The sequence below is a fragment of the Cupriavidus lacunae genome, assembly GCF_003353055.1.
Lineage (GTDB): Bacteria > Pseudomonadota > Gammaproteobacteria > Burkholderiales > Burkholderiaceae > Cupriavidus > Cupriavidus lacunae.
The window spans coordinates 42,452-66,648 of sequence record NZ_QKWJ01000024.1 but is presented as its reverse complement, the minus strand read 5'-3'; the positions used below and the strand labels follow the sequence as shown (position 1 = coordinate 66,648).

Below are 24,197 nucleotides of genomic sequence, written 5' to 3'. Positions count from 1 at the left end.
CTTTCATTGCACCTGATAGAGTTTGATAGAGAACACCCAGGTGAATTGATGCTGAACACCAGGCACTGGTCATCCTCAATGCGGCTCACCGAGGCGGGCAACTTGCCGGCAAGCCGCTCGTCCTCGCCCGCCGCCGGCGCAACCCAACCCACCCGCGCAGTGCTGCTGCGCAGCGGTGAAACAGCAAAGGGCGTGTAGGTTGTCACAGAGGACTCTGGCACCGAAGTCCTGCCGACCATCAAAGCCCTCCAGAGCCTGGCCGACCCACTTCCCACGCCGCTCGAGCGCCTGCATCTGCCACCAGTGCTGTCCGGCGCCGCCGGCACCAACCGCGCGCCGCCTGTCGGCGCCCGAATCGCCGCGGGCGATGATCTGGCCGCCGTGACGGTGTGGCTGGCACGCTATGCCGACAGCACGGCGACGCTGGCCACCTATCGCCGCGAGGTCGAGCGGCTAATCCTGTGGGCCGTGCTCCAACTGGGCAAGCCTTTGTCCTCGCTGACCCATGAGGACCTGCTCGCCTACGAGCGCTTCCTCGCCGATCCGCACCCGGCCGCGCGCTGGGTGCTGGCCGGCAACAAAAAGCTCGCACGCAATTCATCGGGACTGGCGCCCGTTCGCCGGGCCACTATCGCCTGGCAGCGTGCGCCAGGCGATAGTGATCCTGAACGCGCTGTTCGCCTGGCTGAGCGAGGCGGGCTACCTGGCCGGCAACCCGCTCGCCCTCGCCCGTCGCCGGCGCGCCCCCACCCAGGCGCGCATCGCCCGCTATCTGAGCCACGACCTGTGGGAGACGGTCAAAGACACCGTCGCGGCAATGCCGACCGAGACGGCGCGGGAACGCCTGCACGCGGCGCGCTGCCGCTGGGTGCTGACGGTGCTCTATCTGGGCGGCTTGCGCGCCTCCGAGCTGACAGCCACCACCATGGGCGCGTTCTTCTGCCGGCGCAACACCAAGGGGGGCGAGCGCTGATGGCTGGAGGTGACCGGCAAGGGCAACAAGCTCCGGCTAATGCCGGCCACCAACGCGACGCCAATGAAGCCGACCGTGACGCCAGCCATCCTGCAACTGGAAGACCTGAGCTGACATGCACGCTCGGAATTTTTCACTTTGGGGACTGTCTTATCGGTGCCTATTCTCTTGTCAGGCAGCATGGGAGACAGCGGAGGTCCAGGATGACCACCTACAGAAAAGAGACGCAGCAACCACCGGATACCGCCGAACTCTATCCGGACACCGCGGTCTATGCGCGCGTGGATTCGGTGGACCTGACGACCAAGGTGGCCTATGGCAATTGGTCGCCGAATGCCGATCTGGCCGCCCGGCTCGAATGTCCGATTTCGGCGCTCAACCCACAGGATTATCACTTCCTCGTCGTACCTCCCGAGGCCACCATCCTCGGCCAGAGCCTGGTGCGCGCCGTGCCGAAGTAACGGCAGACTGTCATCGCAGGTTTCAGCCAGGGCGGCATCATGAGCGCCGGCCTGGCGCTGACGCAGCCACGCCAGGTCAGCGGCTTCGGCCTGCTGTCCGGGCGGATCCTGCCCGAGATTGCGCCGCTGATCGCCGCGGCTGGGGAACTTCAGGCCATCGAGGGCTTTGTCTCCCATGGCGAGCGCGACGACAAGCTGCCGCTCGAGTGGGCGCACAAGGCTGACGCCTGGTTGCGTCAACTCGGCGTGCGAAAACGGCTTCGCCTGAATAAGTGGGATATCGGGAAGCAACCGCGGTGGCGTAGCGCCGCCCTAGCCGGGCAAAAGGCAGGCGTCCAGATACCTGCCCGGGCTGCCTACGCCGCCATGGCGCGGCGCTCATCGTCGTCCAGTTGCGGGCCATCCAGCGTGACACGCGAATGGTCTGTGCGGAACTTCTGGATAATCGGCTTGAGCTCTTCCTTCACGTGCGCCTCGCTGTAGCCGTTGAACAGGTGGCCGATCAGGCCGCGGCGCAGGTCCGTCGTGTCCATCAGCCAGTCGGCGATCGGGAAGGTGAGGTTCATGTTGTACTTCATCATGATCCCCATGTTGTGGTGCGCCGTATGGTGGCGGCGAATCGTATTGATGAACGGCGTGTTGCGCACGAACCAGTTGTCATGGACGTGACAGCAATAATGGAATGTCTCATAGATGAGGTACTGCCCCACCATCGTGCTGAACACAACGTAGCCGGCGTTGGTATTGATCAGCAGTGACACCAGATAGCCCAGGCCGCCGCCGCCCACGCCGAGCGTCACCAGCACGCGCCATGGGAAGAACACGATGCGGAACTCGCGCGTAGTATCGATCGTCGCCTCCTGGTCCGTGAAGTACTGGTGATGCTGGCGCGTATGGCGCTCATAGATGGCGCGCAGCGCGAACACGTCGATCCGGCGATGCATGACATAGCGGTGCAGGAACCATTCGACAAAGTTGCCGGCCAGGAATACCGGCAGCACCAGCGCCCACTCCCACGTGGCGTGCTGTAGCCGGCCGATCGCGTAGTACAACGCGGCAATCCCCACGCCATAGATCACGGTGATGTGGAGCAAGCCGTTGTAGAGCGGGCTGATGTCCGCCTTGTATTGCTCGCGGAACTTGCGTTGGCGTTCGGTCATCATGATGCGTCTCCGAGATCGTAGAGATCGTTAATTTTCAGGGTTGACTGAGTCGATTCACAACTAATATATTAGTAGGATATCTGTAGAAATCAGGGCTAAAAAAGCCCCCGACATGCCGAGGGCTGGGACAAGGGCTTGGGACGACTAACGGGACACCTCCTCCAGCGCCTTGCCCCTGGTTTCCACGCCGAGCACCAGCACAGCCAGCGCCGCCACCACGAACGACAGAGCGCCAAGCGTGAACACCCCGCCTTGCCCCGTCAGCGGCAGCAGCACGCCGACAAGATACGGCCCTGCCAGCGAGCCGATGCGCCCGATTGACGATGCGAAGCCGGAACCCGTCGCACGCGTGCGCGTGGGATACAACTCAGGCGTGTAGGCATAGAGCACCGACCACATCCCGAACAGGAAGAACTGCATGCAGAGCCCGGCGGCAATCAGCTGCTCCACTGGCACGCGGTGCACAGCCGCCTGGCCATAGACGAACGCAGCTGCGGCACTACCAAGCAACATCAGTGCGCAGGTCGGCTTGCGGCCCCATTTTTCGAGCAGCCATGCCGAAAAAATGAAGCCCGGAATACCCGCCAGCGAGATGTAGACCGTGTAGAGCACCGACTTGGTCACGGCGTAGCCCGCCTGCTGCAGCAGCGCACCAAGCCACGTCGTCAACCCATAGTAGCCAAGCAGCGCAAAGAACCATACCGACCACAACATGACCGTGCGGCGGGCATACGGCCCGGTCCACAGCGCCGCGAAGCGGGCCTTGCGGCTGCCTGTCTGCGGCGGTGGCGCATAGCTGTCGGCCACGGGCGGCAGCGCGCGGCCCCAGGCACGTTCCACATGGCTTTCGATGCCGGCCATCACGGCATCGGCCTCGGTCTTGCGGCCGACGTCTTCGAGCCAGCGAGGCGACTCGGGCACGCGGCGCCGCACCACGAACACAAACACAGCCGGCAGTGCCAGCGCCATGAAGAGGCCACGCCAGCCGATCAGCGGCAGCAGCGCGTAAGTCAGTGCGCCGGCCGCGATGAAGCCGATTGGCCAGAAGCCTTCGAGAATGGCCACATACTTGCCGCGCTTTTTTGCGGGGACGATCTCCGAGACCATCGAAAGCCCGATTGGAAATTCCATGCCCATGCCGAATCCCAGCAGTACGCGAAAGAGCATCAGCGTGGTCACGTTTTCCGCCAAGCCGCACATCAGGCTGCCAACGCCCCAAAACACCATGCTGACCTGGAACACCGGCTTGCGTCCGAAGCGGTCAGCCAGCAGGCCCGCCACGGCGGCACCGAGGAACATGCCGAGGAAGCTCGAACTGGCCAGCAATCCGGCCTGTGTGGCCGTGAGACCGAATTCCGCCTTGATCGAGCCGAGCACGAAAGTCATCAGCCCGAGATCCATCGAATCGAAGAACCACGCTGTCGCGATGATGCCGAACAGCGAGCGCTGATAGCCCGTCATCGGTAACCGCTCGAGACGGGCTGCGATACCCGCCTCCAGCCTGAGGGCGCCTGTCGACATATCCATGTCTGTCTCCTGTATGGGTGAGACGCGCTCTAGCCGGCGCGCTTGAGTAATATATTAGTTGGATAATACAAGCATTCAAGTGATAAACAGCTAGACCAGGGAAAATCCGGAGTTCGCGAAAATCGGGGTTGCAGGACGGCAGCCCCAGAGAAATCAGGCCACGCGTCGGGTGTCGTCTGCAGCCAGATCGTCGAAGGACAGGTGGCCCTGCCATGCATTGGCGACGACTTGCGCGTATCGCGCGGGCACATCGGCCACAGGGAAAGCCGTTGCCAAGCGTGCGACGCCAAGCGCATCCCCTGTTAGCCGATCGAGCTCGGTTCGGGCAACGCCGAATCTCCGGATATCGGTCGGAATGCCCAAGGCACCGACCAGGTCGCGGACTACGGCTGGCAGGCGTGCCACTGCGGTGTTCACATCAGCGTCGTCCACGCCGAACATCCGCGCGATAGTCAGCAGCTCCTCGCCACGTTCGTCCCGCAAGGCATCGAGCACGTACGGGAGCATCACCGCGTTGGTACTACCGTGCGACTGGTGTGTCATGCCGGCCACCGCATAGGCAATGCCGTGGACCGCGTTCAGCCCCGCACTGCCGTATGACAGCGCGGCGTAGACACTTGCATAGCTCATGCCGATTCGCGCTTCCGTGTCGGAGCCATCCAGGTAGCTGCGCATCAGGTATCGTGCGCACAGGGCTATCGACTCGCGCGCGAACAGCATGGTCAGCGCATTGCGGCCGCTGTAGCCCGGATCGGGCTGCCCGCCCCGATCGAAGCGTACAGAATCGAGCGTCAGGTAGGATTCGATCGCATGCGTCAGCGCGTCGATGCCCGCATCGGCCGTCACACGCGGCGGGCAGGTATAGGTGAACTCCGGATCGATCAGCGCGATACCCGGGCGCAGCCGGTTGTCCATCACGGCGACCTTCGTCGCATTGGCGGGATCAACGAGGATCGCACCCGGCGTCGCCTCCGATCCGGTGCCAGCCGTGGTCGGTAGCGCCACGAGCGGCAGAATCGGCGTGGCGGCGTCGATCATACCGACGAAACTACCGACCGGCTGCCCCGACGGCAGCGTCAGGCACAGCGCCTTGGCGAGGTCGATGGTGCTGCCACCGCCCAGGGCAATCACGTGGTCGACAAGCGCACCGGCCAGACGCTCCCGCACCACCGCCGTGGCCGCATCGCAGAGCGTGGTCGTAGGGTCGGCCATGCCGCCGTCGTACACGAGCAGGTCGATACCCTCTGCACGCGCCCCATCGACCAGTTCCTTGACCCATGGCGTATGGGCCGTGAAGAAGGTATCGGTCACCAGCAAGCCGCGCCGGTAATTCAGCCGCTTAAGCAGTGCGGGAAGCTGCGCGCGGGCTCCCGTGCCGACGATCAGCCGCGCAGGCGCGCAGAAGTAAACAAGGTCCTCGACTCTCATGACGTCTCCAGTGGGGCATGTTGTTCTGTGAGGGAGATGCGCCGGGTCAGGTGCGGCCAGTGCGCACGCAGCGTGGCAGCGACTTCCCCCGTGTTTTGCGTCAGCACGCTGTGGCCAGCGCCATCCAGCACGACAAGCACCGCGTCGGGGATCTTTTCCGCCATCGCAGCGGCGTGGCTGACCGGGCAGTCCTCGTCCTCGCTGCCGTGGATGATCAGCGTGGGGCAGTCGATCGCGCACAAGCCAGCGCGCTGGTCGGTCTCGCGCAACGCGCGCCAGGTCCAGGCAACGCTCCGGTGGTCCGCCGCTTCACGGAGCCCGAGCCGGTGTTCCCGGGCCGCGATTTCCTCAAGGAGCGGATCGGGCGCGAAGGACTCGAACCACTGCACCGCATTTAGCTGGGGCGTACCGGACACCAGCACCAGCCCGACGGGGTTCGGCAACGACGGCGTCTGCCGCGCCATAGCGAGGTAGGCCAGCACCACGGAGACCCCCATGCTCCAGCCGGCCAGCACGAACGGGCCATCTGCCGCGTGATCGGCAATCGTCTGCCGGAGCAGAGCAGCGAAGGCGTCGAGCGTGTAATCCTCGGGGCACCGTGGCCGCGGCGCGTGCCCTCTCCCCGGAAGGTTCGGCAGCACGAAGGTACAGGTATCGGCCATGGAATCGGCCAGCGGCAACCATGTGGACCGGGTGCCCTGGATGCCGTGCACCGCCACGACCCGGACGGGTCCCCAGCCGACCTCCACTACATCGCAGCCTTCCACATCCGCCCCCGAACACATCTAATATATTAGTAGCGTAATAGTAGAATCCAGGAGAAACGCAACTGTTCCCGGGAGAACGCACAGATGATACGTACAACCCATATACAATCGGTATTTCGTGATTCCGGATGCTCAGCAATGATTGGCAAGACCGCCTCCCGCGCCAAGGCCGCGCCTGCGCAGGACACCGAAGACATCCCCGAAGCCGCCGGCCAGCGCGGCAAGCTCACGGACCTGGCTTACGACCAGATCGAAGAGGCCATCGTCACGCTGCAACTGCAGCCGGGCAGCTCGATCTCCGAACTCCAGCTCAGCGAGCTGACCGGCATCGGCCGCACGCCGATCCGCGAAGCGATCCAGCGCCTCGCGCGCGAGCATTTGATCATCGTCCTGCCGCAACGCGGCCTGCTGATTTCGCCGATTGACGTGGCCAAGCAGTTACGCCTGCTGGAAACCCGACGTGAAGTGGAACGTCTGATCTGCCGCAACGCCGCCCGCCGTGCCACTCAGGAGCAGCGCGAGCACTTCAAACGGCTGGCCAGCGAATTCGCGCATTCGGCACGCGGTGGCGACGATGTCGCATTCGTCCGCGCGGACCGTGAGTTCAATGAACTGTGCCTCGTTGCAGCGCGCAATGAGTTCGCCGAAGGCGCCATGCGCTTAATGCACGGGTTGTCGAGGCGCTTCTGGTACCTGCACTACAAGGAAGCGGCCGACCTGCCGATGATGGCCAAGCTGCACGCCGCCGTGGCCGCAGCCATTGCGCGCGGCGACGTCGATGGCGCCGGCCAGGCGCTCGACGCCCTACTTGACAACATTGAGGACTTTACGCGCGCCACTGTGCTCGGCGACCGCCGCTAACCGCCCTTGAAAGATTGAAACCACGCTAGCAAATTAGGGAGAGAGCCCGCGAAATTGGAGGCCACCGGCTACTTGACGCAGGCGGCGAACACTACAGGCTGGATCACGATCAACCAGGCACGCCTAGTAGTCCGTCGACCTCGTCGTGGTTTCCCACGCCTGGAACGTCTCGCTCAGCGCCGACAGCCGCTTCATGACCAGATCATAGGCATCGTTGCCCAGTAGCAGGTTAACTGGTGGGTCGTCGTTCCCGACCAGTTGCAGGAGCACCGCCGCGGCCTTGGCCGGGTCTCCGGCCTGTCGGCCACTCTTGGCCTGGCGTGCCCGGCGAATCGGCCCGAAGATTGGGTCGTAGTCCTCGATGGTGTGTTCCGAGCGCACCATCGAGCGACCGGCCCAATCCGTGCGGAACGAACCCGGGGCCACGGACGTTACCTTGATCCCGAGCGGGCCAACCTCGCGCGCAAGCGATTCCGAAATGCCCTCGAGCGCGAACTTGCTACCGCAGTAGTAGGCAACGCCGGGCAATCCCACGTGCCCCGCCATCGACGTGATATTGACGATATGTCCCGTGCGCCGTGCCCGCATGGAAGGCAACACAGCCTTGATCATCGCGACGGCGCCAAAGACGTTCGTGTTGAATTGGCGAATCAGCTCTTCGAGTGACGACTCCTCGACGGTGCCTTCGTGCCCGTAGCCGGCATTGTTCACCAGCACATCAATCGGTCCGACTCGCGCCACAATGTCATGGATCGCCGGCTCAATCGCCGCAAAATCCGTCACGTCGAGCACCACGCCGTATGCATTGTTTTCATGCAGGCGCTCAAGCGCCTCCTTGGCCTCGACGCTTCTGACCGTACCGATCACCGTATGGCCATTGGCGAGCGCAGCTTCGGCCAGCGCGCGACCGAAACCGGAATTGGCACCGGTGATCAGGAGAACACTACGGTTGTGTTGATTCATGAAAGCCTCCTTGCAAGCGAACTCGTCAACGCATCGGCATCCGCTCAGTGTCCGGCGCTCTGGCCGCCGTCTACATGCAGAATCTCGCCGGTAACGAAGGGCGCTGCGTCCAGATAGAGGACGGCATCGACAATATCGCGCATCTCGCCCATATGGCCCATCGGGTGCAGGGCGCCAAGCGCTTCGTGGGTTTCCGGCGCATGCATCGGCGACTTGATGATGCCAGGGGCAACCGCATTGGCGCGAATGCCTGTCTTGGCATACTCGATCGCAAGCGATTTGGTGGCAGCGTTCAGGCCACCCTTGGTCAGCGAGGCCAGCACCGACGGCACCCCATTGATCGCATGATCGACCAGGCTGGTCGTGATGCTGACCACGTGGCCGCTGTGATTCTTCTCCATTTCGGCGATGGCCAACTGCGTGATATGGAAGAAGCCCTTCAGGTTAATGCCGGTCACGGCTGCGTAATCCTCGTCGGTATAGCTGGTGAACGGCTTGGCGATAAAGATGCCGGCGTTGTTGACCAGCGTATCGATGCGGCCGAACTTTGCCACGGCTTCGGCGATGACGCGGCGCGCCGTAGACGGATCGGCGATATCGCCAGGGACTGCCAGGATGTCCTGGTCGTCGGACTGCTTGATGCTGCGTGCCGTGGCGACAACGCGATGACCACGCTCCCGGAAGGCCTTGACCAGTTCAGCGCCAATGCCTTGCGACGCGCCTGTTACGACTACGACTTTCTGTGATGCACTCATTTTGGACCTCAATGTAAGTTTGAATCGGCTTGCTTGCCGGTCGGGCCCGGCGGCTCCGATGGGTTCCAATCTAGGCGATTCACTTTCGCATTCGAAGACCTTGGCGGCACAAACAGTCTTGCGCGGCAAGTACAAATAGAGCAGGCGAATCTTCCGGCGGAAATGGCGCACGTAACCTCCCGGTCACTTTGCCGCACGCCAGGAATCGACTTCTGCCGATGGCGCACATTTGATGGATACATCGCTTGGTCCTGAGCGACACGCTGTCACTATCGAAAGCAATGAAACGGCAATTCGATGACCTCCAGCTTGGTAGCATCGAGCTACTCTGCCTGGCCGCCAAACTGGGCAGCTTCACAGCAGCTGCGATAGCCGACGGCGTGACACCGCCAGCAGTCAGCCGCACTGTGCAGCGGCTGGAAGAACGCCTGGGGGGTACGTCTGTTTGTGCGGACCACCCGACCCGCGCTCGGCGGAAGACTTGTTGGATCCATCCATGTTCGGCGGTGCATTGGACACGAGGGAGCCATATGGCACTCCGTTCTACGAACTGGACCAGATTGTCGACTTCGCCAAGGTGCTCCAACTGGAGGTGCAGTTGGACGTCGAGAGGGATGCGCTGCTTGAGCGGCGCGTCATCGCCACCCGTAACATGCGAACGGGCGAGGAGCGCCCGGCATCCTATTTCGATGAGTATCCGGAGCAACGAGCGCTTCGGCCAGCAATCTCCACAACATATCTGCCCGCCATCCCTTCGCAACCCGCGCCGCCGGTGTATCGCGCAACCCGTCACGCAGCGGGTTGTCGTCAACCAGCGCGAGCAGGCTGGTGATTACCGACTCAAGCTCCCCGTTCGGGTTGTAAGTCGGTTCGATCTTCTTCAACAGCATGCCAGTCCTCTCTCTGAAGATCGCACTGTTGGCACCTTTCTCACTCACTTCACCGCTGACCGCAACGCACACGGTCACCGTCTATCCGAGCAGCCGCAATACGCATCAGCTATTTGGCTTGACGCGCCGCCGAAATGATCGCTGCTGCGACTTGATCAGGCTTTGAGATCATCGCCACGTGACTCGCATCCACGTTGACGACCGTTGCACCGATCTGCTTTGCCATTTTGGCCTGGAAGTTTGGGTCGACCATGTGATCCTTGCCGGTCGCTGTGATGACGAATCAGGAAGGTTTGTCGTGCCATGCAGCGTGTGCAATCTTTTCGTCGAGGGAACCGGCGAACCACGGTTCCTGCGTTGCCGCTAGCAGATGTGCTTGTGCCAGCGAGAGATCTGGGGCGAAGTCTTCCGCAATTGCCTTGTCCGACAAGGTCAAATAGCCCGCTGCATCCTTGTGCAATTCGGCAGCCCATGATGGCGCAGGAAGCTCCCTTCTAATCTCGTTCGTCGATTGCCCGCTGTCAGGCGCGAAGGCAGCAACATAGACCAGCACTTTGACCTTGTCGTTGTTGCCAGCCTGTGTGATGACAGAGCCAGCCCAGGAATGTCTGACCAGAATTACTGGGCCAGTCTGCCGGTCGATTGCTCGATTTGTCGCCGAAACGTCGTCGTTCAACGAGGTCAAGGGATTCTGCACGGCCGTTACATGCAGCCCCTTTGATTCGAGAATGGGGATGACTTTATTCCAGCTCGAACCGTCCGAGAAGGCGCCGTGCACCAGCACGACGTTCTTGCCTGCCAGATCAGGATCGAGGGCCGCGTGAACGGTCGCAGTGGACAGGAAGCTGGTAGCTATGACCATTGACAACGACAATTTCCTCATGAACATGTTCAAAGCTTGCCTCTTCGATTAGTAAGGTGTGACGTGAGGATATTCTTGCGCAGCACATCATTGGATGTTCTCGATCCAAATCAGGGTTAGAACAAGAGAAGGCATCAGATTCAGTATTCGGGAGAATTGGGCGGCTTGGCCCCTAAATCTTGGGAACGCATCAAAAGGAGCGGGCCAGTGCGCGGGCTTCTTGCGCTGCCTCGAATCGTCCGGATTGCCCGTGCGCCCCCAGCAGGGTCTTCTCGACCAGGATGCCCTGCACGTCGGTGACCCCGACAAATTTCAGCCACATCTCGACATAAGGCCGCTGCAGGTCATATTCGCGTGCTGGTGTAAAGGATCCCGGCGACGAGTAATCGAGCCCGCGCGCATAGACGACCGCCGCTTTCTTGCCTGCGAGCTTGCCGGCGAAACCCGTGCCGTCGAAAGTGAAAAGCACATCCTTGTGCGAAATGACGTCGATCAGGTGCTTGAGCTTGTACGGAATGCCGAAATTCCACAGGGGTATGCCGAACAGAAATTTGTCCGCCGCGTGAAACGGCGCCGCAAGTTCCTCGATGCGCCTCCATTCCGACTCCTGAGCCGGCGTCCGCGCCGTGACGCCAAGGCCAGCGTACTTCGCCGCCATCGCATGGCTATCGAATTCCGGCATCGCCAGGTTCCAGACGTCCAGCGTCTGGATGGTGTCCGCCGGATTGGTCTCTCCGTAGGCATCGAGAAAGGCGCGGCAGACTTCGATGGAAGCTGAGTCCTGCTTGCGCGGCGAGCATTCGATGTAAAGCAGTTGAGCCATGTCAGCAAATTCCTGTGGTGGACATGTGGAAGCGAAGCACTTAGTGAAACTTGCCAGCCGAGACGGAGTTTCGTCGACGAGTTCCCTCGGTACGGTCAACGCCACTCTAGTCCCGGGCAAAACCGCCAAGAACACCCTCGCTGTAAAAAGAGTTGTTCCGGACGGAACAAAGTCCCTGGTGTAGCCTGGAGGCGAGCGTTGCAGCACGGCAACATGCGGTGGATCTTAGGACAAATTCACGAGTTGCCGATCCAAAATCCCTCATCGACGAGCGGTTTGGAATTGCCGGGCCATGCCTGGGGGGCAGGGTTCGATCGCTCGGTTACCGTTCCAACTCACGCGACGTTGTCGATGCGATGTCCTCCGCCCGAATGCGCGGAGGGCAAGCTGGGATCAGCTGGGTATCATGACGGGCAGCAGATATGCCTGCATCACGGTCATGATGCCGAAGGTCCCTTTACGTAGCGAGGAATCACGTTGACGCCGATGCCGCTCGCAACCATTGCTCGGCGCCATCGATCAACTGCTGCGCGAGCAGACTGGCATGCGGCGTCAGCGCGGCAAAATCGCGCGCGCAAAGATGAAGCCGCCTCGCGGCCCACGGCTCCGAAAGCGGCAAGATCGCAAGACTTCGGCGGCGCAACGTCTTAGCCGTGGCGGCGGACAGAATCGAGATGCCGATACCCGCTTCGACCAGCATCCCCACATGCTCGATGCTGCGCATGTGAATGCGGTAATAAAGCTGGCGGCCAAGACGCGACGCGCGCTCCGCGAGATGCGTTTCCAGCGCCGTGTCTGCCAGACCGACAAAAGCCTCGTCGAGAATATCCGCAAACGCCACGGACGCTTGTGATGCTGCGCGATGCGAACGGCTGGCCACTACGACGAGTTGGTCTTGTACTATCAGATGCGTTTGCAAGCTCGCGAGATCCGTGATGTCGGCGACGATGCCGAGATCCGCCCGCCCCTCCGCCAACGCCTGGACGATGTCCGAACTGGGACGCTCTTCGAGATCAATCGAAAGATCCGGATAGGCCGCCAGGAAGCGGCTGAGTTGTGGCGGCAGAAACGCAGCCAACGCGGCGGTATTGGATAGCAGCCTGATGCGTCCCTTCAGACCCGTAGCGTACGTACGCAATTCGCCGCGCATCTGTTCGACCTGGCCGAGGATCGAGCGGGCGTGACGGACCAGCGCCTCGCCGGCCGCGGTTGCGCGCACGCCGCGACGGTTACGCTCCAGCAACGGCGCTCCGAGCGCCCTCTCCATGCCGGCGATGCGCTCACTGACTGACGCGAGAGCCAGATGCGTCGCCCGTGCGCCCTGTGTCAGGCTGCCGCATTCAACCACGGTCAGGAATAGCCGCATATCGGTCAAGTCGAAGCGCATGACTGGATCTCGTGATTTCGGTTTTTCCGAAGTCTAGCACCGGAAATGCCAGATTGCGGGAACGCAGCCTCGTGGCTAGCATCCTTCCCATGCATCCAATTCTTTTGGTTTCCTGTGCAGGATTACTGGCTGGCGCGATGAATGCGCTGGCAGGCGGTGGCACGTTCGTCACCTTGCCAGCGCTTATTGCAGCGGGCGTGCCACCGGTTCAGGCGAATACTTCGAGCACGGTCGCGCTCTTCCCCGGCGGCCTCGCAAGCGTGTGGGCGTATCGCGACGGACTCGGGCCGGTAGGTTCGGCGTCGATGCGCTCGCTGGCGATCGCGACGCTGTGCGGCGGATTCGCTGGGGCGATCCTACTGCTGCGGACGTCGTCGGCAGCATTCCCTTTCGTGCTGCCATGGCTGCTTCTGATCGCGACGTTTGCGCTTGCATTCGGGCGACGGCTCGGCGAGGCGCTGCGTGCTCGCTGGCGCATTGGCAGGAACGCGGTACTGGCGATTCAATTCGCGCTCGGTGTGTACGGCGGCTATTTCGGCGGTGCGGTCGGGATCATGATGATTGCGATTTGGGGATTACTCGACAGCCGCGATCTCAAGAGTTTCAATGCACCTCGCACGCTGCTCGTCAGTGCGGCGAACGCAGTCGCCGTTCTCACGTTCATTGTCGCGCATGCGGTGCGCTGGCCAGAGACGCTTGCGATGCTGGTCGCGGCGGCCATCGGCGGATATGGCGGCGCGCGGATCGGGCGACGAGCGTCGCCGGTAATCATCCGCTCGGGCACGTTGCTAGCGACCTTCTGCATCACGCTGGCGTTCTTCGTGCGAGCCTATGCGCCCACCCTGTTGCACCATTGATCGATGCCCTGTTGATTTGCGCTTCGTCCTGAGCGAACACCATGATCTCTGCCTTGTTCGAGACGATCGGTTCGATCGCCATACTTGCCAGCATTGCCGCGCATGCCCTGATAGACCGACGAGTACGTGTATGCGTCGCTCGCGACAGCGCAGCTGAGTCCCCGACCGCGTGGACCGCCCACCCGATACCGTCGACCGGTAGACCAGTTTGCTCGCGGATTCGATGGCGCCGCCGCTCGCGGCGCCATCCCTAGCGCCATTGGCGCGAGAAGCCGGGGATTTGCTTGCGTCGGTGGTGGCTGAAGTCGCCTTGCCGCAATCGACATTGTTGCCCTGCGATCTATTCCACGCAGGTACAAGCCTTGTACCGCACTGCATCTTTCTTCGTCGCATCGGTACTTATAGGGTCTTCGACGGCGTAGCGTAGCGTTTATCTCCCTTTGTGATTCTTTCGCATGAGACTGCACATTCAGAAGATCGAAGCGAGTCATTCATCAGCTGAATTTCCACGCGCGACGTTACGCTGATCACTCCGCTCACGGTGGCAGGAATGAACGCTGTTTGAGCACACCGCTACCAGCGGTAACTAAGTAGAGCAGAAATGGGATTACAAGAAAAGCTGGATGCCTTCAAGGCGAACTTCGAGGGAAAGGTTCGCCACCTCACGTAGTGGAAATCTTTCACCGGGCCACCGCCGAGCCCCTCGCGACGCGGCTTAATGTTAGTGCGGACGAATAGTTAACTTATTGATTTTCCGAGTTTTGTGCGCAGATTTGGCAGAGTATCTTTATTTCAGGCTGACCGATGTTCAGCGTGGCGGCCGCGCGCCTGTGGGCGCGCTGGCCGAAATGAATCTATCGCCAGCGAAGTTGGGGGCCACCGGACCATCAGGGCGGCGGGCCCGATCTTTTCCGCCGCCCTCAGTTGTACAGTCGTATTGACCTTCCCGTCTCCTCGAGCTTTCGCTGCGTTTTTGCATTTGACGTTTGTTAGGTAACGAGCCTGGCAGGCGCACTCAATCTTGCCGGGTTGCGACGACCAATCGCTAAACGTCAGTCGTAGAATGCGGGGAGCAGCTTAAGCTTGTCGGATTGTTGCTTGTCATGATTGATGAAAAGTTTCGCCTTGTATGTCGCTATCAGCTGCCTGACTTTTTCCATCGACGCGATTGATTCTGCATTATTTGTATTCAGGGACGGGACTATGCTTCTCTCGAAATTCGCTTCCAAATGAACGACGTCGCCGGACAGGATAATGAAGCCAGAATTCTTGAGATGGACTAGCAGCGACTGGCTACCGGGAGTGTGCCCTGGCGTGGAAACCAAAATAACGCTCCCGTCGCCGAATACATCGGAATCACCATCGATAAGCTGGAGGTTCTTCGGCGTCCCCAAGAGCTTACGCGCCAGTGCCATCAATTGATTTACATTGTCGTTCGACCCGTTGGGCGAATGTATCCAGCTATACTCAGCCCGCTGCATCAGAATTGTGGAGTTGGCAAACAAGCTCACGTTACCAATGTGATCTCCATGCGTGTGCGATATCGCAACCCGATTGATATCGCCTGGCTTCAGCCCGATTTCGGCGAGTTGATCTGTCAGCGTCTTGTCGAGGTGATAGACGATCAATTTCGGTAAAGTGGACCAACCTTTAGGGTCGTTGAACGCTACTTCAGGAACACCCGTATCCCAAAGCAACCATTCGCTTCCATGCTTTATGAGCCAGCAAGTAGATGAGAACTCGATACTGTGTCCAGCGTTCTCGCCCGGCGTCCATACGGACTCGTCGTTTGCAAGGGAGCGACCACAATCCAACCGAAAGAGCTGTTCGGCGACACCGGCCTTGACGGGATCCGGTAGTTTGGAACCTGCGAACGCATCTGGCGCTCCTTCCATTATGGACAAGAAGGCAACCAAAAGGAACGACACCGCTACTTTTGTTTGTCTCAGCATGACTACTCCTCTTCTGAGAAAATACACCACTCATCACCGCGCAGCGCTTTACATTGCGCAAAACGTAACAACTGAAAAACTGCCGAGGCAAACCAATCGGGTTTCTGTTGCAGCAATCTGTCGAATATCACGGAGCACGTGATACCAATGGCTTGTCCTTTTCAATAATATAGTGGGCGAGGGCCTTGAACGGCTTGCCTCCGACATTACACACGTTATGCACTTCACCGGGCGCGAACTGCAGCGGTTGTCCGGCTTTGAGAATCAAGTCCGGCTTACCATCGAACTTCGCGACAGCCTCTCCCTCCAGAACATAGGCGCTTTCAAACCCTGGATGAGAATGCCGGCCGGTGCAGCCACCTGGCTCAAGTCCTGCAATCACACTCACTATCTGGTAGCCCGACGGGAAGTCGATCGTCTGTAGTGGCGTTCGCGTCTGAGCAAGTAAGTTGGTTCCGGTAGCAGCAAGCAAGATAATGGCAGTCGAAAATACCGCCAACGGTCGCGTCACAGATGACATTTGTCTCTCTTCCTAATGAAATTGTTGAAAGATCGGGGCCTCTTTCGAGTCTTTCGTGACCATTCTGACGGAGCTTGCACGCGAGCTTTTGCCGCGTGCTGAGAATCTTTTCCTAAATCAATTCGGCTCCTGACATTATCGGGTCGTTGCCCTCGGGAAAGACTTTAGAGCCTGAGCCGCCATCCTGAAAGCGAAAAGACGGCATAGGGGTATCCCGCCCAGCGATAACCGCCCCATCGCGCGCGCTCCTGCACTTCCCGATCTGTTCCCGCCACGCACAACTGTTTGTGCGTCGCCGGTATTCGTCTGGGCGAAAGGTGGTCCTAAATTTGGACCACTCCCATCGATCCAGAGGTTTCAAATGAGTGCATCCCACGAAGTCGCAACCATCACCGGCGCATCCCAGGGCATCGGTGCCGAGCTGGTCAAGGCGCCCTTCGGGTTAACGATAGTTGCCCCATCTTCGCTCGATAACTAGGCTGACAATTAATTGTTAACAATTGATTGTTGTCAAAAATCAGCGAGAAGACCATGCGTATAGATCACTTCGAGACCCTGTCCTGCGATGCTGGATGGCGAAACTATTACTTCCTCAAGGTAGTGACCTCCGATGGAACCGTCGGCTGGAGCGAATACGACGAGTCGTTTGGCCCCCCGGGGCTGACCGGTGTCATTGAGCAACTGGGGGCACGCCTGATCGGCAAATCCGTGTATGACCACGAGGAGGCCTATGGCCGGCTTGCCGCCTCCTTGCGCCCTGCCCCCCATGGGCTTAGTGCGGAAGCGATCGGCGCCATCGAAAATGCCCTGCTCGATGCGAAAGCCAAATCCCTTGGCGTACCGGTCTATCAACTGCTGGGCGGGAAGCATCGGGACAGCGTCCCGATTTATTGGTCGCACTGCGCAACCTGGCGTATCAGCCATCCCACGCTTTATCCGCCTGCCATCGTCGACCTGGACGGTGTCAAGAAGGCAGGCGAAGACGCACGAAAATCCGGGATTTCCGCGCTCAAGACGAACCTGTTCGTCAATGAGGATGGCAAGCCGCGCCAATGGATGGCAGGTTTCGGGTCGCCCTACGCGCCGTCCCTCAATGTCGACAAGGCGTTGCTGCGCAACCTGCGCGCGCACCTTGAAGCGCTTCGCGACGGCGCCGGCCCCGACGTCGATATCCTGGTGGACCTGAACTTCAACGCGCGTACCGAGGGCTATCTCTCGCTGATCAAGGCCATCAAGGACTTCGATCTGTTCTGGGTGGAGCTCGATATCTACAACCCGGAGGCCATGGCGTACATCCGCCAACGCAGCCACGCACCGATTGCCGCGTGCGAAACGCTGTTCGGCATCCGTCAGTTCCTGCCCTATTTCCAGGCCCAATCCATGGACGTGGCCATCATCGATGCCGTCTGGAATGGCGTGTGGCAGGCCATGAAGATCGCCAACGTGGCGGACGCCTTCGACGTCAACATCGCGCCGCATAACTTCTACAGCCACCTGTCGACGATGATGAACGTTCATTTCGCCGCAGCGGTGCCGAACCTGCGCGTGATGGAAGTCGATGTGGATCGCCTGGCCTGGGACGACCAGTTGTTCACCCGGACGCCCGAGATCGTGAATGGCGCCATCCAGGTCCCGGAAGCTCCGGGCTGGGGCTGCGACCCGATCGAAGAGGTTCTGCGCGCCCACCCCCCGAAAGTCCGCCGGAGCCATTTGGGTCTGTAATCCCACTCCTGGCGACCTTGCGCAACAGCAGGCGTGGTCTCTTCCCGCCACGCCTGTATCACCAGTCGAATCGCCTTCCGGGCGGAGTGGAAACCTGTCGTGGGTGGCCACGCCGGACTCCCCCGGAAGCTACCCCATCACATGACGATCTGAAAGGATGGCGAGATTATGAAGACGATTTCCACCTCTGCGGCGCTGCCAGGCTCGGCACCCGCGCACGCGGTCGATGAAGTCCAGCGAGCCTTTTCCAAGGTGACGTGGCGCATTATCCCGTTCCTTTTCATCTGCTATGTGTTCGCCTATCTGGACCGCGTAAACATTGGCTTTGCTGCGCTCCAGATGAAGCAGGACCTCGGTTTTTCAGATGCCGTCTACGGTCTTGGCGCCGGCATCTTCTTCATTGGGTATTTTCTGTTCGAGGTGCCCAGCAATCTTCTGCTCGAGAAGATTGGCGCACGCAAGACGCTGATGCGCATCATGATGGTCTGGGGCGTTATTTCGGCAAGCTTCGCGTTTATCACCACGCCCACTCAGTTCTACCTAGCCCGCTTTCTTCTTGGCGCCTTTGAGGCCGGATTCTTTCCGGGCATTGTGGTCTATCTGACCTATTGGTTCCCCCCAATGATGCGCGGGAAGATCATCACGGTCTTCATGTCGGCCATTGCCGTGTCGGGCGTCATTGGCGGTCCATTGTCCGGCTGGATCATGGCCAATATGGGCAGCACTTCGGGATTCGCCGGCTGGCAATGGCTGTTCATCATCGAAGCCGTTCCCTCCATCATCCTGGGAATTTTTGTCTTCTTCGTACTCTCCGACAAACCGGCCGACGCCAGGTGGCTGTCCGCCAGGGAGAGGGAGGTCGTCATCCACGCAGTGGGTGCCACGGGCGGCCATGACCACGATGCCTCCTTCTGGAGAACGCTGCGCGATCCGCGGCTGTATGCGCTGTCGGCGATCTACTTTGCGATTGCGGCCGGCCTCTACATCATCAGCTTCTGGCTCCCCGCGATGATCCGCAGCTACAACGTGACTGACCCCCTGCATATTGGCATTCTGACGGTGATTCCCTACGGCATCACCACCGCCGGCATGGTTGTCATCGGCAAGCATTCGGACAAGACACGCGAGCGCCGCTGGCACGTCGCGCTGGGTATGATCGTCGCGGCGCTCGGTTTGGTCACCGTGACCTTCGTGCATGACAGCCTCACCGCAGCACTGACTGTGCTCTCGATCACCACCTTGGGCATCCTGACCGCCATGCCGCTGTTCTGGACGATCCCGACGTCGTACCTTTCCAGTTCTGGCGCTGCGGGCGGTATTGCCGTCATCAACAGCATCGGTCTGATCGGCGGCTTTGCTAGCCCGTCCGTTATCGGGTGGGTGAAGACCACAACGGGCTCGCTGGACTACGGCTTGTACACCTTCGCCACAATCCTGGTGCTCGGATCGATTCTTCTGCTCGTCGCCATGCCACAGCGTTTGCTTCGAGAAGACATCCGGCACTGATCGCCGGTCCATTTCCTCAGGGACTAATGAAAATTCTTCCCTGTCTGCGCGGAAACGATTGATTGAGAGCTTTATGCGAATTCTAGTGCTTGGCGCCGGTGCAATCGGCGGCTATTACGGCGGTCGTCTGGTCCAGCAAGGGGCCGACGTCACCTTCCTCGTGCGTCCCGCCCGGCGCGCAATTCTCGAACGCGACGACTTGAACATCCGTAGCCAGTATGGCGATTTCCATGCCCCCGTGAAAACCGTCACGCAAGAGCAACTCAGCGGTCATTGGGATATCGTACTGCTGACCAGCAAGGCCTATGATTTGGATTCAGCGATCGAAGCCATCCGTCCTGCCGTGGGGCCCAATACGGTCGTGCTGCCTCTTCTGAATGGCATGGCCCACATCGAAAAGCTGAATGCCGCTTTCGGTGCCGGGCGCGTGCTCGGTGGCCTGGCGAAAATCATAGTCACGCTCGATGACGACGGAACTATTCAGCATCTGAACGATTGGTGCTATATCAAGTTCGGCGAACAGTCCGGCGTCATGAGTGAGCGTGTACAGGCGCTTCAACGCGCGTTTCCCACGGGGAGCGTGGTAGCGAGTGCCGTCCCCGATATCATGCGCAACATGTGGGAAAAGCTTGTCCACCTGTCCACCGTGGCTACGGTCACAACCCTCTTGCGCGCGAGCGTCGGAGAGATTGCCCGGGTACCAGGAGGCACGGATCTCTTTTACCAGGTGCTATCGATCCATGCCGAGGTTGCCGCCCGCGAGGGGTATCCGATGACCGAGGCCTTTCTCGCCGAGTACCGCCAGTTGTTTGCCAACAAGGCATCCGCTTATGTCCCGTCGATATTGCGTGATTTGGAAAGAAAATCGTCGATCGAGGGTGAACATATCGTGGGGTATATGTTGGGCTGCGTCAGAGCTCATGGGCTGGACGATACCGTGCATCGGCTTTGCTGGATGAACCTGAAGGCATATGAATTGCGGCTTGCGGCCGGAAGGCTCTGAGCGTTCCAAGTGCGTGTTGGTGTCGTGGCCCCGACACGACCTGGCCCCCTGGCCGACGCGGAGAGTGCCAACAACTAATTGCCTACAATTAACAAGAGTCCCGGACCCGTCGCGGTATGATGCGATCAACGGTTGCTCCGGGACAGGAAATGAAGCGGACCGTGTCCATGTGTGGCGATTAGGCCACAATTACACTTGCCAGAGTAAGCAATACATGACTACTCGCGTTGAAATCGACAAGCGGAGCCTGGACCGACAGGCTGCCGACTGGATTCGCGACGCCATCTTTTCCGGAGATCTGGCGCCCGGTTCCAAGCTCACGGAAATCTCGCTAGCGACACAAATCGGCCTTTCCCGCTCGACGGTTCGCGCTGGCATGCAGCGACTTGCCAACGAAGGCTTGTTGATCCAGCACGCCTATACCGGCTGGGAAGTCGTCTCTCTCTCCGCAACGGATGCTTGGGAACTGTATACGCTGCGCAGCAACCTTGAGGGAATGGCCGCACGCCTGGCCGCGGCGAACATCGACGAGGCGGGCCGCCAGCGCCTACTCGACGCCTTGGCGGAATTGAAGTCTGCTATCAAGGACAAGGACCGCAGACGCATCGCCCAGGCCGACCTGGCCTTTCACAAGACCGTAGTTGCGTTGTCGCGCCATCGCCGCCTCATTGTCCAGTACGGTCTAATCAGCGACCCGGTCTTACTCTATATCTTACTGACCACAAGGTTGATGGAGTATTCCGAAGCCATATATGCCGAGCACGAGCAGATGGCTGCGGCAATCTTGAATGGCGACGCCGCGCAAGCGGAGAAACTTGTTTGTGATTCTGCAAAGATGCATGGCGAGCGCCTTGTGAAGGTACTACAGACACAAGGCGAGATTCAGGAGGCTTGAGCGGCCGGCACCACGGAGCCATCCAGCACACCCAGCTCCGCCTTGCCGCCAGCCGTCCTACTGAACGATGCCACGTCACTATCGTGCGCCATCCTGCCCGAGGGGTTGTACGTCCACAATAGCCTCGTCGCTGACGCAATCACGATTCACGCGTTCGCCGTGCGTTACCCGCGCATCACGTTCAGCGTTCGGGTCGGCATCCCGGCCAACCTCCTGCACGCGAGGGATCAGGGCGAATTCGACGTAGTAATCGGCGGACACGGCCGGCACGCCCGTCCGGGACGTGTGCTTTGGCGCGAGCCGTTTGCCTGGGCCGGCGCTGAGTGGGTAGCGTTCGCGGCCAGCGCGCCGGTGCTGCTAGCGCTGCTCCCGGACCCTGCCCATATCGCGAAGCCGCACTGGCTGCGCTCGCTAGACCTGGCCGCGGCTATCGCATTGCGATGGTATGTTCAAGCGGCGCCGGGCTGCGACCCGCCGCGAAGGCTGGCTTCGCCATCACCCCGATCGCGCATACACAAGTCGTGCACGGCTTGCACGTGATAGCGCCCGATGGCGGGCTTCCTGCACTACCGGATGTTGAATTCACGATGTTCGCGACGCCTGGTCCATCCGCGAATGTCGCAGACGAAGTGGGCATCGCCATCGTGCTGGCGTTTGCGCACAAAGGCGAGGCAAACGACGCGAGCAGTCACCGAACCACGCAGACTGCACTCTACGAGCGTACACAAGAATAGTTGGATGCATTGGATTCCCCCCTCCGGTCGGGACGTCCCATTCGTTACCATGGCGCACAACTGTTTATGCGCCGATGGTATTCGCCGATTGAAGACCTTCCTATAGATTTCCACCTACGGACCCATTGGTCAAAGGGCAAAGTCGCCGACGCCAGCCAATTGCGACGCGGCTACTGCAGCAGGACAGAGCGCAATGAATCAGATGAATCCCGCCTTCGTGATGCTAGATGTGCAAAGTCCGATCGACACTCGTCAAATCCCGATCCAACGCGTCGGTGTCAAGGGGGTGCGTTATCCGCTAGCCGTCTGCACGTCCGATGGCGCGATCCAGCTCACCATAGGCACCTGGAATCTCGATATCCAACTGCCGGCGGAGCAGAAAGGCACACACATGTCGCGCTTTGTCGCGCTACTCGAAGAAAGTCGAGCACCGCTCGGGCTTGTACGTTTTTCGCACCATGCTGGAGAAGCTGGACGCCACCGCCGGCCGCATCGAAGTTTATTTCCCCTATTTCATCAGCAAGACCGCGCCGGTCTCGGGCGTCAAGAGCCTGCTCGACTACGAAGTGACGCTGATCGGCGAGAAGCGTGACGCTGCCACGCGTTTCTCCGTGCAGGTACTTGTTCCTGTTCCAGTGACAAGCCTCTGCCCCTGCTCCAAGGAGTACGGCGCGCACAATCAGCGTTCTCATGTGACGATCACCGCCGAGGTGAAGGGCAATCTGCAAATAGAAGCCCTGACCCGTATGGCCGAGGAGGAGGCGTCCTGCGCACTGTGGGGGGCTTCTCAAGCGCTCCAACGAGAAGTTCGTAACCGAGCGGGCCTACGAGAATCCGAAGTTCGTGGAGGATCTCGTGCGTGACATCGCCCAGCGTCTGATTCAGGACGACCAGATCGTCGCCTATGTGCTCGAGGCCGAGAACTTCGAATCCGTCCACAATCACAGTGCCTATGCACTCATCGAACACGACAAGCGCAGCACCAGCGGCCAAGCGTGATTAGGCAAGAACTGTCACAAGAGGATAACGGGCCGGCAACTGCCTAACGGCGGCGCCCCTGGATAGAGTCACCAATTTCGCATGGGAATCAAAGTCGTGCAGTCTCCCCAACAATCTGCCCCACGTGGGATCGAAAGCCAGCAGGCATCGGTGAAGAATCTGCCAGTCAGCCTTTTTGCTTCAGTAATGGGCATCGCCGGCCTTTCGCTTTCCTGGAAACTGGCGTCGCATCAGTTCGGAATTGGCACCACGGTTTCGGCCCTGGTCGGGCTCCTCGCAGAAATCGTGTTTGTGGTTCTGGTGATCGCTTACGGGGTGAAGACCGCCAGGTACCCAGAGGCGGTAATGAACGAGTTCCGACATCCCGTTGCCGGAAACTTCTTTGGAACCGTCGCCATTGCCATGCTGCTAGTCTCGGCTGTCATGGGACACGCCACCCCACGTCTCGCCGAAGTGCTGTGGACCCTGGGTTCGATTGCGGCGATTGCCCTGGCGTTTTCGGTCATCCATCGACTGTTTCAGGGCAAGTTGGACCCGGGACATGTCCTTCCCGCCTGGCTGATTCCGGGGGTGGCAAGTCTCGATATTGTGGTAACCGGGGCAGACATGCGCATGTCGTGGGCCCATGAGTTGAATGTCTTCGCGCTTGCAATTGGCACGGTACTCGCGCTGGTGTTCTTCACGATGATCGTCTCCCGGATCGCTCATCACGAAAGGCTGCCAAACCATCTGGTTCCTTCCTTCATGATTCTGATTGGACCATTTGAAGTTGGATTTCTTGCCTACACGAATTTCACGCAAGACGTCGACGTATTTGCCGCCATCCTGTTCTATTTTGGACTGTTTCTGTTCTTCGCGATGGTCTTCAAGGTCTTCCGCCGCGGCATTCCGTTCGGCGCGGGATGGTGGGCGATCGGCTTCCCGCTCGCGGCACTGTCGAGTGCGGCATTGAAGTACTCAGCGACAGCACATGTGTGGGCAATCTCGGCGCTGGCGGTCTTTCTACTGGGATTCCTGTCCGCAGTCATCACCGTGCTTTTCATTCGCACTCTGCGCCTGACGTTCAGTGGCCAACTTCTGGCGGGGAAGTGAAGGGCAACGGAATGTGGCAACCGCGCGAATGCGCGGCCGGCACCCGCGGTGCCTGGT

Annotated in this window: 19 protein-coding genes and 5 pseudogenes; 13 read left to right on the top strand and 11 right to left on the bottom strand. The window is 60.2% G+C overall.

Features of this window, described 5'->3' with window-relative positions; translation table 11 throughout:
- Positions 1-228: 228 nt before the first annotated feature.
- From DN412_RS19735 to DN412_RS19725, 3 genes and pseudogenes are all read left to right on the top strand, one after another.
- Positions 229-970 (top strand): annotated as a pseudogene (locus DN412_RS19735) (tyrosine-type recombinase/integrase); the annotation flags it as partial.
- A gap of 206 nt (positions 971-1,176) precedes the next feature.
- Positions 1,177-1,434 (top strand): hypothetical protein, encoded by a 258-nt coding sequence (locus DN412_RS19730; protein ID WP_115213134.1) that lies wholly within the window; start codon positions 1,177-1,179, stop codon positions 1,432-1,434.
- A 12-nt stretch (positions 1,435-1,446) separates the two neighbouring features.
- Positions 1,447-1,671 (top strand): annotated as a pseudogene (locus tag DN412_RS19725) (alpha/beta hydrolase); the annotation flags it as partial.
- Positions 1,672-1,790: 119 nt separating this feature from the next.
- Here DN412_RS19725 and DN412_RS19720 read toward each other — a convergent pair.
- From DN412_RS19720 to DN412_RS19705, 4 genes are all read right to left on the bottom strand, one after another.
- Positions 1,791-2,597, bottom strand: a complete 807-nt coding sequence (locus DN412_RS19720; protein WP_115213133.1) for a sterol desaturase family protein — start codon at positions 2,595-2,597, stop codon at positions 1,791-1,793.
- Positions 2,598-2,741: 144 nt separating this feature from the next.
- Positions 2,742-4,124 carry an MFS transporter gene (locus DN412_RS19715; protein ID WP_115213132.1) on the bottom strand — a complete coding sequence of 461 codons (1,383 nt, stop codon included), beginning with the start codon at positions 4,122-4,124 and terminating at the stop codon, positions 2,742-2,744.
- Between the two features lie 153 nt (positions 4,125-4,277).
- Complete coding sequence (locus DN412_RS19710) at positions 4,278-5,552, bottom strand: iron-containing alcohol dehydrogenase (protein WP_115213131.1); 1,275 nt, start codon at positions 5,550-5,552, stop codon at positions 4,278-4,280.
- A complete protein-coding gene (locus DN412_RS19705) occupies positions 5,549-6,319 on the bottom strand; it encodes an alpha/beta fold hydrolase (RefSeq protein ID WP_244222702.1) in 771 nt (256 codons plus the stop codon). Before DN412_RS19705 ends, DN412_RS19710 begins: the two co-directional genes overlap by 4 nt.
- A gap of 138 nt (positions 6,320-6,457) precedes the next feature.
- On the opposite strand from DN412_RS19705, the gene DN412_RS19700 reads away from it, so the two are divergent.
- Positions 6,458-7,180: a GntR family transcriptional regulator gene (locus DN412_RS19700; protein WP_115213129.1), complete on the top strand. Its 723-nt coding sequence runs from the start codon at positions 6,458-6,460 to the stop codon at positions 7,178-7,180.
- A 123-nt stretch (positions 7,181-7,303) separates the two neighbouring features.
- Here DN412_RS19700 and DN412_RS19695 read toward each other — a convergent pair whose 3' ends face one another.
- Both DN412_RS19695 and DN412_RS19690 read right to left on the bottom strand, forming a co-directional pair.
- Positions 7,304-8,143, bottom strand: coding sequence for an oxidoreductase (locus DN412_RS19695; RefSeq protein ID WP_115213128.1), 840 nt, complete (start codon positions 8,141-8,143; stop codon positions 7,304-7,306).
- 44 nt (positions 8,144-8,187) lie between these two features.
- On the bottom strand, positions 8,188-8,898 hold the full coding sequence (locus tag DN412_RS19690) for an SDR family NAD(P)-dependent oxidoreductase (protein WP_115213127.1): 711 nt from the start codon (positions 8,896-8,898) through the stop codon (positions 8,188-8,190).
- A gap of 281 nt (positions 8,899-9,179) precedes the next feature.
- Here DN412_RS19690 and DN412_RS19685 point away from each other — a divergent pair.
- A pseudogene (locus tag DN412_RS19685) lies at positions 9,180-9,360 on the top strand (helix-turn-helix domain-containing protein); the annotation flags it as partial.
- A gap of 34 nt (positions 9,361-9,394) precedes the next feature.
- Complete coding sequence (locus tag DN412_RS43810) at positions 9,395-9,730, top strand: hypothetical protein (RefSeq protein WP_167471106.1); 336 nt, start codon at positions 9,395-9,397, stop codon at positions 9,728-9,730.
- Positions 9,731-9,897: 167 nt separating this feature from the next.
- Here the strand turns inward: DN412_RS43810 and DN412_RS19675 are convergent.
- The 3 genes and pseudogenes from DN412_RS19675 to DN412_RS19665 all read right to left on the bottom strand — a co-directional run bounded on the left by DN412_RS19675 (position 9,898) and on the right by DN412_RS19665 (position 12,860).
- Positions 9,898-10,650 (bottom strand): annotated as a pseudogene (locus DN412_RS19675) (alpha/beta hydrolase).
- Between the two features lie 190 nt (positions 10,651-10,840).
- Positions 10,841-11,473: an FMN-dependent NADH-azoreductase gene (locus tag DN412_RS19670; protein ID WP_115213125.1), complete on the bottom strand. Its 633-nt coding sequence runs from the start codon at positions 11,471-11,473 to the stop codon at positions 10,841-10,843.
- Positions 11,474-11,945: 472 nt separating this feature from the next.
- A complete protein-coding gene (locus DN412_RS19665) occupies positions 11,946-12,860 on the bottom strand; it encodes a LysR family transcriptional regulator (RefSeq protein ID WP_115213124.1) in 915 nt (304 codons plus the stop codon).
- 89 nt (positions 12,861-12,949) lie between these two features.
- Between DN412_RS19665 and DN412_RS19660 the strand changes: the two genes are divergently transcribed.
- Positions 12,950-13,717 (top strand): sulfite exporter TauE/SafE family protein, encoded by a 768-nt coding sequence (locus tag DN412_RS19660; RefSeq protein WP_115213173.1) that lies wholly within the window; start codon positions 12,950-12,952, stop codon positions 13,715-13,717.
- A 1,052-nt stretch (positions 13,718-14,769) separates the two neighbouring features.
- Here DN412_RS19660 and DN412_RS19655 read toward each other — a convergent pair.
- Positions 14,770-15,669: an N-acyl homoserine lactonase family protein gene (locus DN412_RS19655; protein ID WP_115213123.1), complete on the bottom strand. Its 900-nt coding sequence runs from the start codon at positions 15,667-15,669 to the stop codon at positions 14,770-14,772.
- A gap of 127 nt (positions 15,670-15,796) precedes the next feature.
- Positions 15,797-16,189, bottom strand: coding sequence for a cupin domain-containing protein (locus DN412_RS19650; protein ID WP_115213122.1), 393 nt, complete (start codon positions 16,187-16,189; stop codon positions 15,797-15,799).
- A 531-nt stretch (positions 16,190-16,720) separates the two neighbouring features.
- Between DN412_RS19650 and DN412_RS19645 the strand changes: the two genes are divergently transcribed.
- From DN412_RS19645 to DN412_RS19615, 6 genes and pseudogenes are all read left to right on the top strand, one after another.
- The gene (locus tag DN412_RS19645; protein ID WP_115213121.1) at positions 16,721-17,911 is read left to right on the top strand and encodes a mandelate racemase/muconate lactonizing enzyme family protein; all 1,191 of its coding nucleotides are present in this window, start codon (positions 16,721-16,723) and stop codon (positions 17,909-17,911) included.
- 168 nt (positions 17,912-18,079) lie between these two features.
- Complete coding sequence (locus DN412_RS19640; protein WP_115213120.1) at positions 18,080-19,417, top strand: MFS transporter; 1,338 nt, start codon at positions 18,080-18,082, stop codon at positions 19,415-19,417.
- Positions 19,418-19,490: 73 nt separating this feature from the next.
- Positions 19,491-20,420 (top strand): 2-dehydropantoate 2-reductase, encoded by a 930-nt coding sequence (locus DN412_RS19635; RefSeq protein ID WP_115213119.1) that lies wholly within the window; start codon positions 19,491-19,493, stop codon positions 20,418-20,420.
- Between the two features lie 214 nt (positions 20,421-20,634).
- Positions 20,635-21,315 carry a GntR family transcriptional regulator gene (locus DN412_RS19630; RefSeq protein WP_115213118.1) on the top strand — a complete coding sequence of 227 codons (681 nt, stop codon included), beginning with the start codon at positions 20,635-20,637 and terminating at the stop codon, positions 21,313-21,315.
- Between the two features lie 927 nt (positions 21,316-22,242).
- Positions 22,243-23,048: pseudogene (folE2, locus tag DN412_RS19620) on the top strand (GTP cyclohydrolase FolE2).
- A gap of 81 nt (positions 23,049-23,129) precedes the next feature.
- Positions 23,130-24,140 (top strand): SLAC1 anion channel family protein, encoded by a 1,011-nt coding sequence (locus DN412_RS19615; RefSeq protein ID WP_115213117.1) that lies wholly within the window; start codon positions 23,130-23,132, stop codon positions 24,138-24,140.
- Positions 24,141-24,197 lie beyond the last annotated feature (57 nt).

What these genes read in the sequence shown, in the direction of transcription:
- DN412_RS19730 (WP_115213134.1), top strand. Translation starts at nt 1,177, where the DNA reads ATGACCACCTACAGAAAAGAGACGCAGCAACCACCGGATACCGCCGAA.
- DN412_RS19720 (WP_115213133.1), bottom strand. Translation starts at nt 2,597, where the DNA reads ATGATGACCGAACGCCAACGCAAGTTCCGCGAGCAATACAAGGCGGAC.
- DN412_RS19715 (WP_115213132.1), bottom strand. Translation starts at nt 4,124, where the DNA reads ATGGATATGTCGACAGGCGCCCTCAGGCTGGAGGCGGGTATCGCAGCC.
- DN412_RS19710 (WP_115213131.1), bottom strand. Translation starts at nt 5,552, where the DNA reads ATGAGAGTCGAGGACCTTGTTTACTTCTGCGCGCCTGCGCGGCTGATC.
- DN412_RS19700 (WP_115213129.1), top strand. Translation starts at nt 6,458, where the DNA reads ATGATTGGCAAGACCGCCTCCCGCGCCAAGGCCGCGCCTGCGCAGGAC.
- DN412_RS19695 (WP_115213128.1), bottom strand. Translation starts at nt 8,143, where the DNA reads ATGAATCAACACAACCGTAGTGTTCTCCTGATCACCGGTGCCAATTCC.
- DN412_RS19690 (WP_115213127.1), bottom strand. Translation starts at nt 8,898, where the DNA reads ATGAGTGCATCACAGAAAGTCGTAGTCGTAACAGGCGCGTCGCAAGGC.
- DN412_RS43810 (WP_167471106.1), top strand. Translation starts at nt 9,395, where the DNA reads ATGTTCGGCGGTGCATTGGACACGAGGGAGCCATATGGCACTCCGTTC.
- DN412_RS19670 (WP_115213125.1), bottom strand. Translation starts at nt 11,473, where the DNA reads ATGGCTCAACTGCTTTACATCGAATGCTCGCCGCGCAAGCAGGACTCA.
- DN412_RS19665 (WP_115213124.1), bottom strand. Translation starts at nt 12,860, where the DNA reads ATGCGCTTCGACTTGACCGATATGCGGCTATTCCTGACCGTGGTTGAA.
- DN412_RS19660 (WP_115213173.1), top strand. Translation starts at nt 12,950, where the DNA reads ATGCATCCAATTCTTTTGGTTTCCTGTGCAGGATTACTGGCTGGCGCG.
- DN412_RS19655 (WP_115213123.1), bottom strand. Translation starts at nt 15,669, where the DNA reads ATGCTGAGACAAACAAAAGTAGCGGTGTCGTTCCTTTTGGTTGCCTTC.
- DN412_RS19650 (WP_115213122.1), bottom strand. Translation starts at nt 16,189, where the DNA reads ATGTCATCTGTGACGCGACCGTTGGCGGTATTTTCGACTGCCATTATC.
- DN412_RS19645 (WP_115213121.1), top strand. Translation starts at nt 16,721, where the DNA reads ATGCGTATAGATCACTTCGAGACCCTGTCCTGCGATGCTGGATGGCGA.
- DN412_RS19640 (WP_115213120.1), top strand. Translation starts at nt 18,080, where the DNA reads ATGAAGACGATTTCCACCTCTGCGGCGCTGCCAGGCTCGGCACCCGCG.
- DN412_RS19635 (WP_115213119.1), top strand. Translation starts at nt 19,491, where the DNA reads ATGCGAATTCTAGTGCTTGGCGCCGGTGCAATCGGCGGCTATTACGGC.
- DN412_RS19630 (WP_115213118.1), top strand. Translation starts at nt 20,635, where the DNA reads ATGACTACTCGCGTTGAAATCGACAAGCGGAGCCTGGACCGACAGGCT.
- DN412_RS19615 (WP_115213117.1), top strand. Translation starts at nt 23,130, where the DNA reads ATGGGAATCAAAGTCGTGCAGTCTCCCCAACAATCTGCCCCACGTGGG.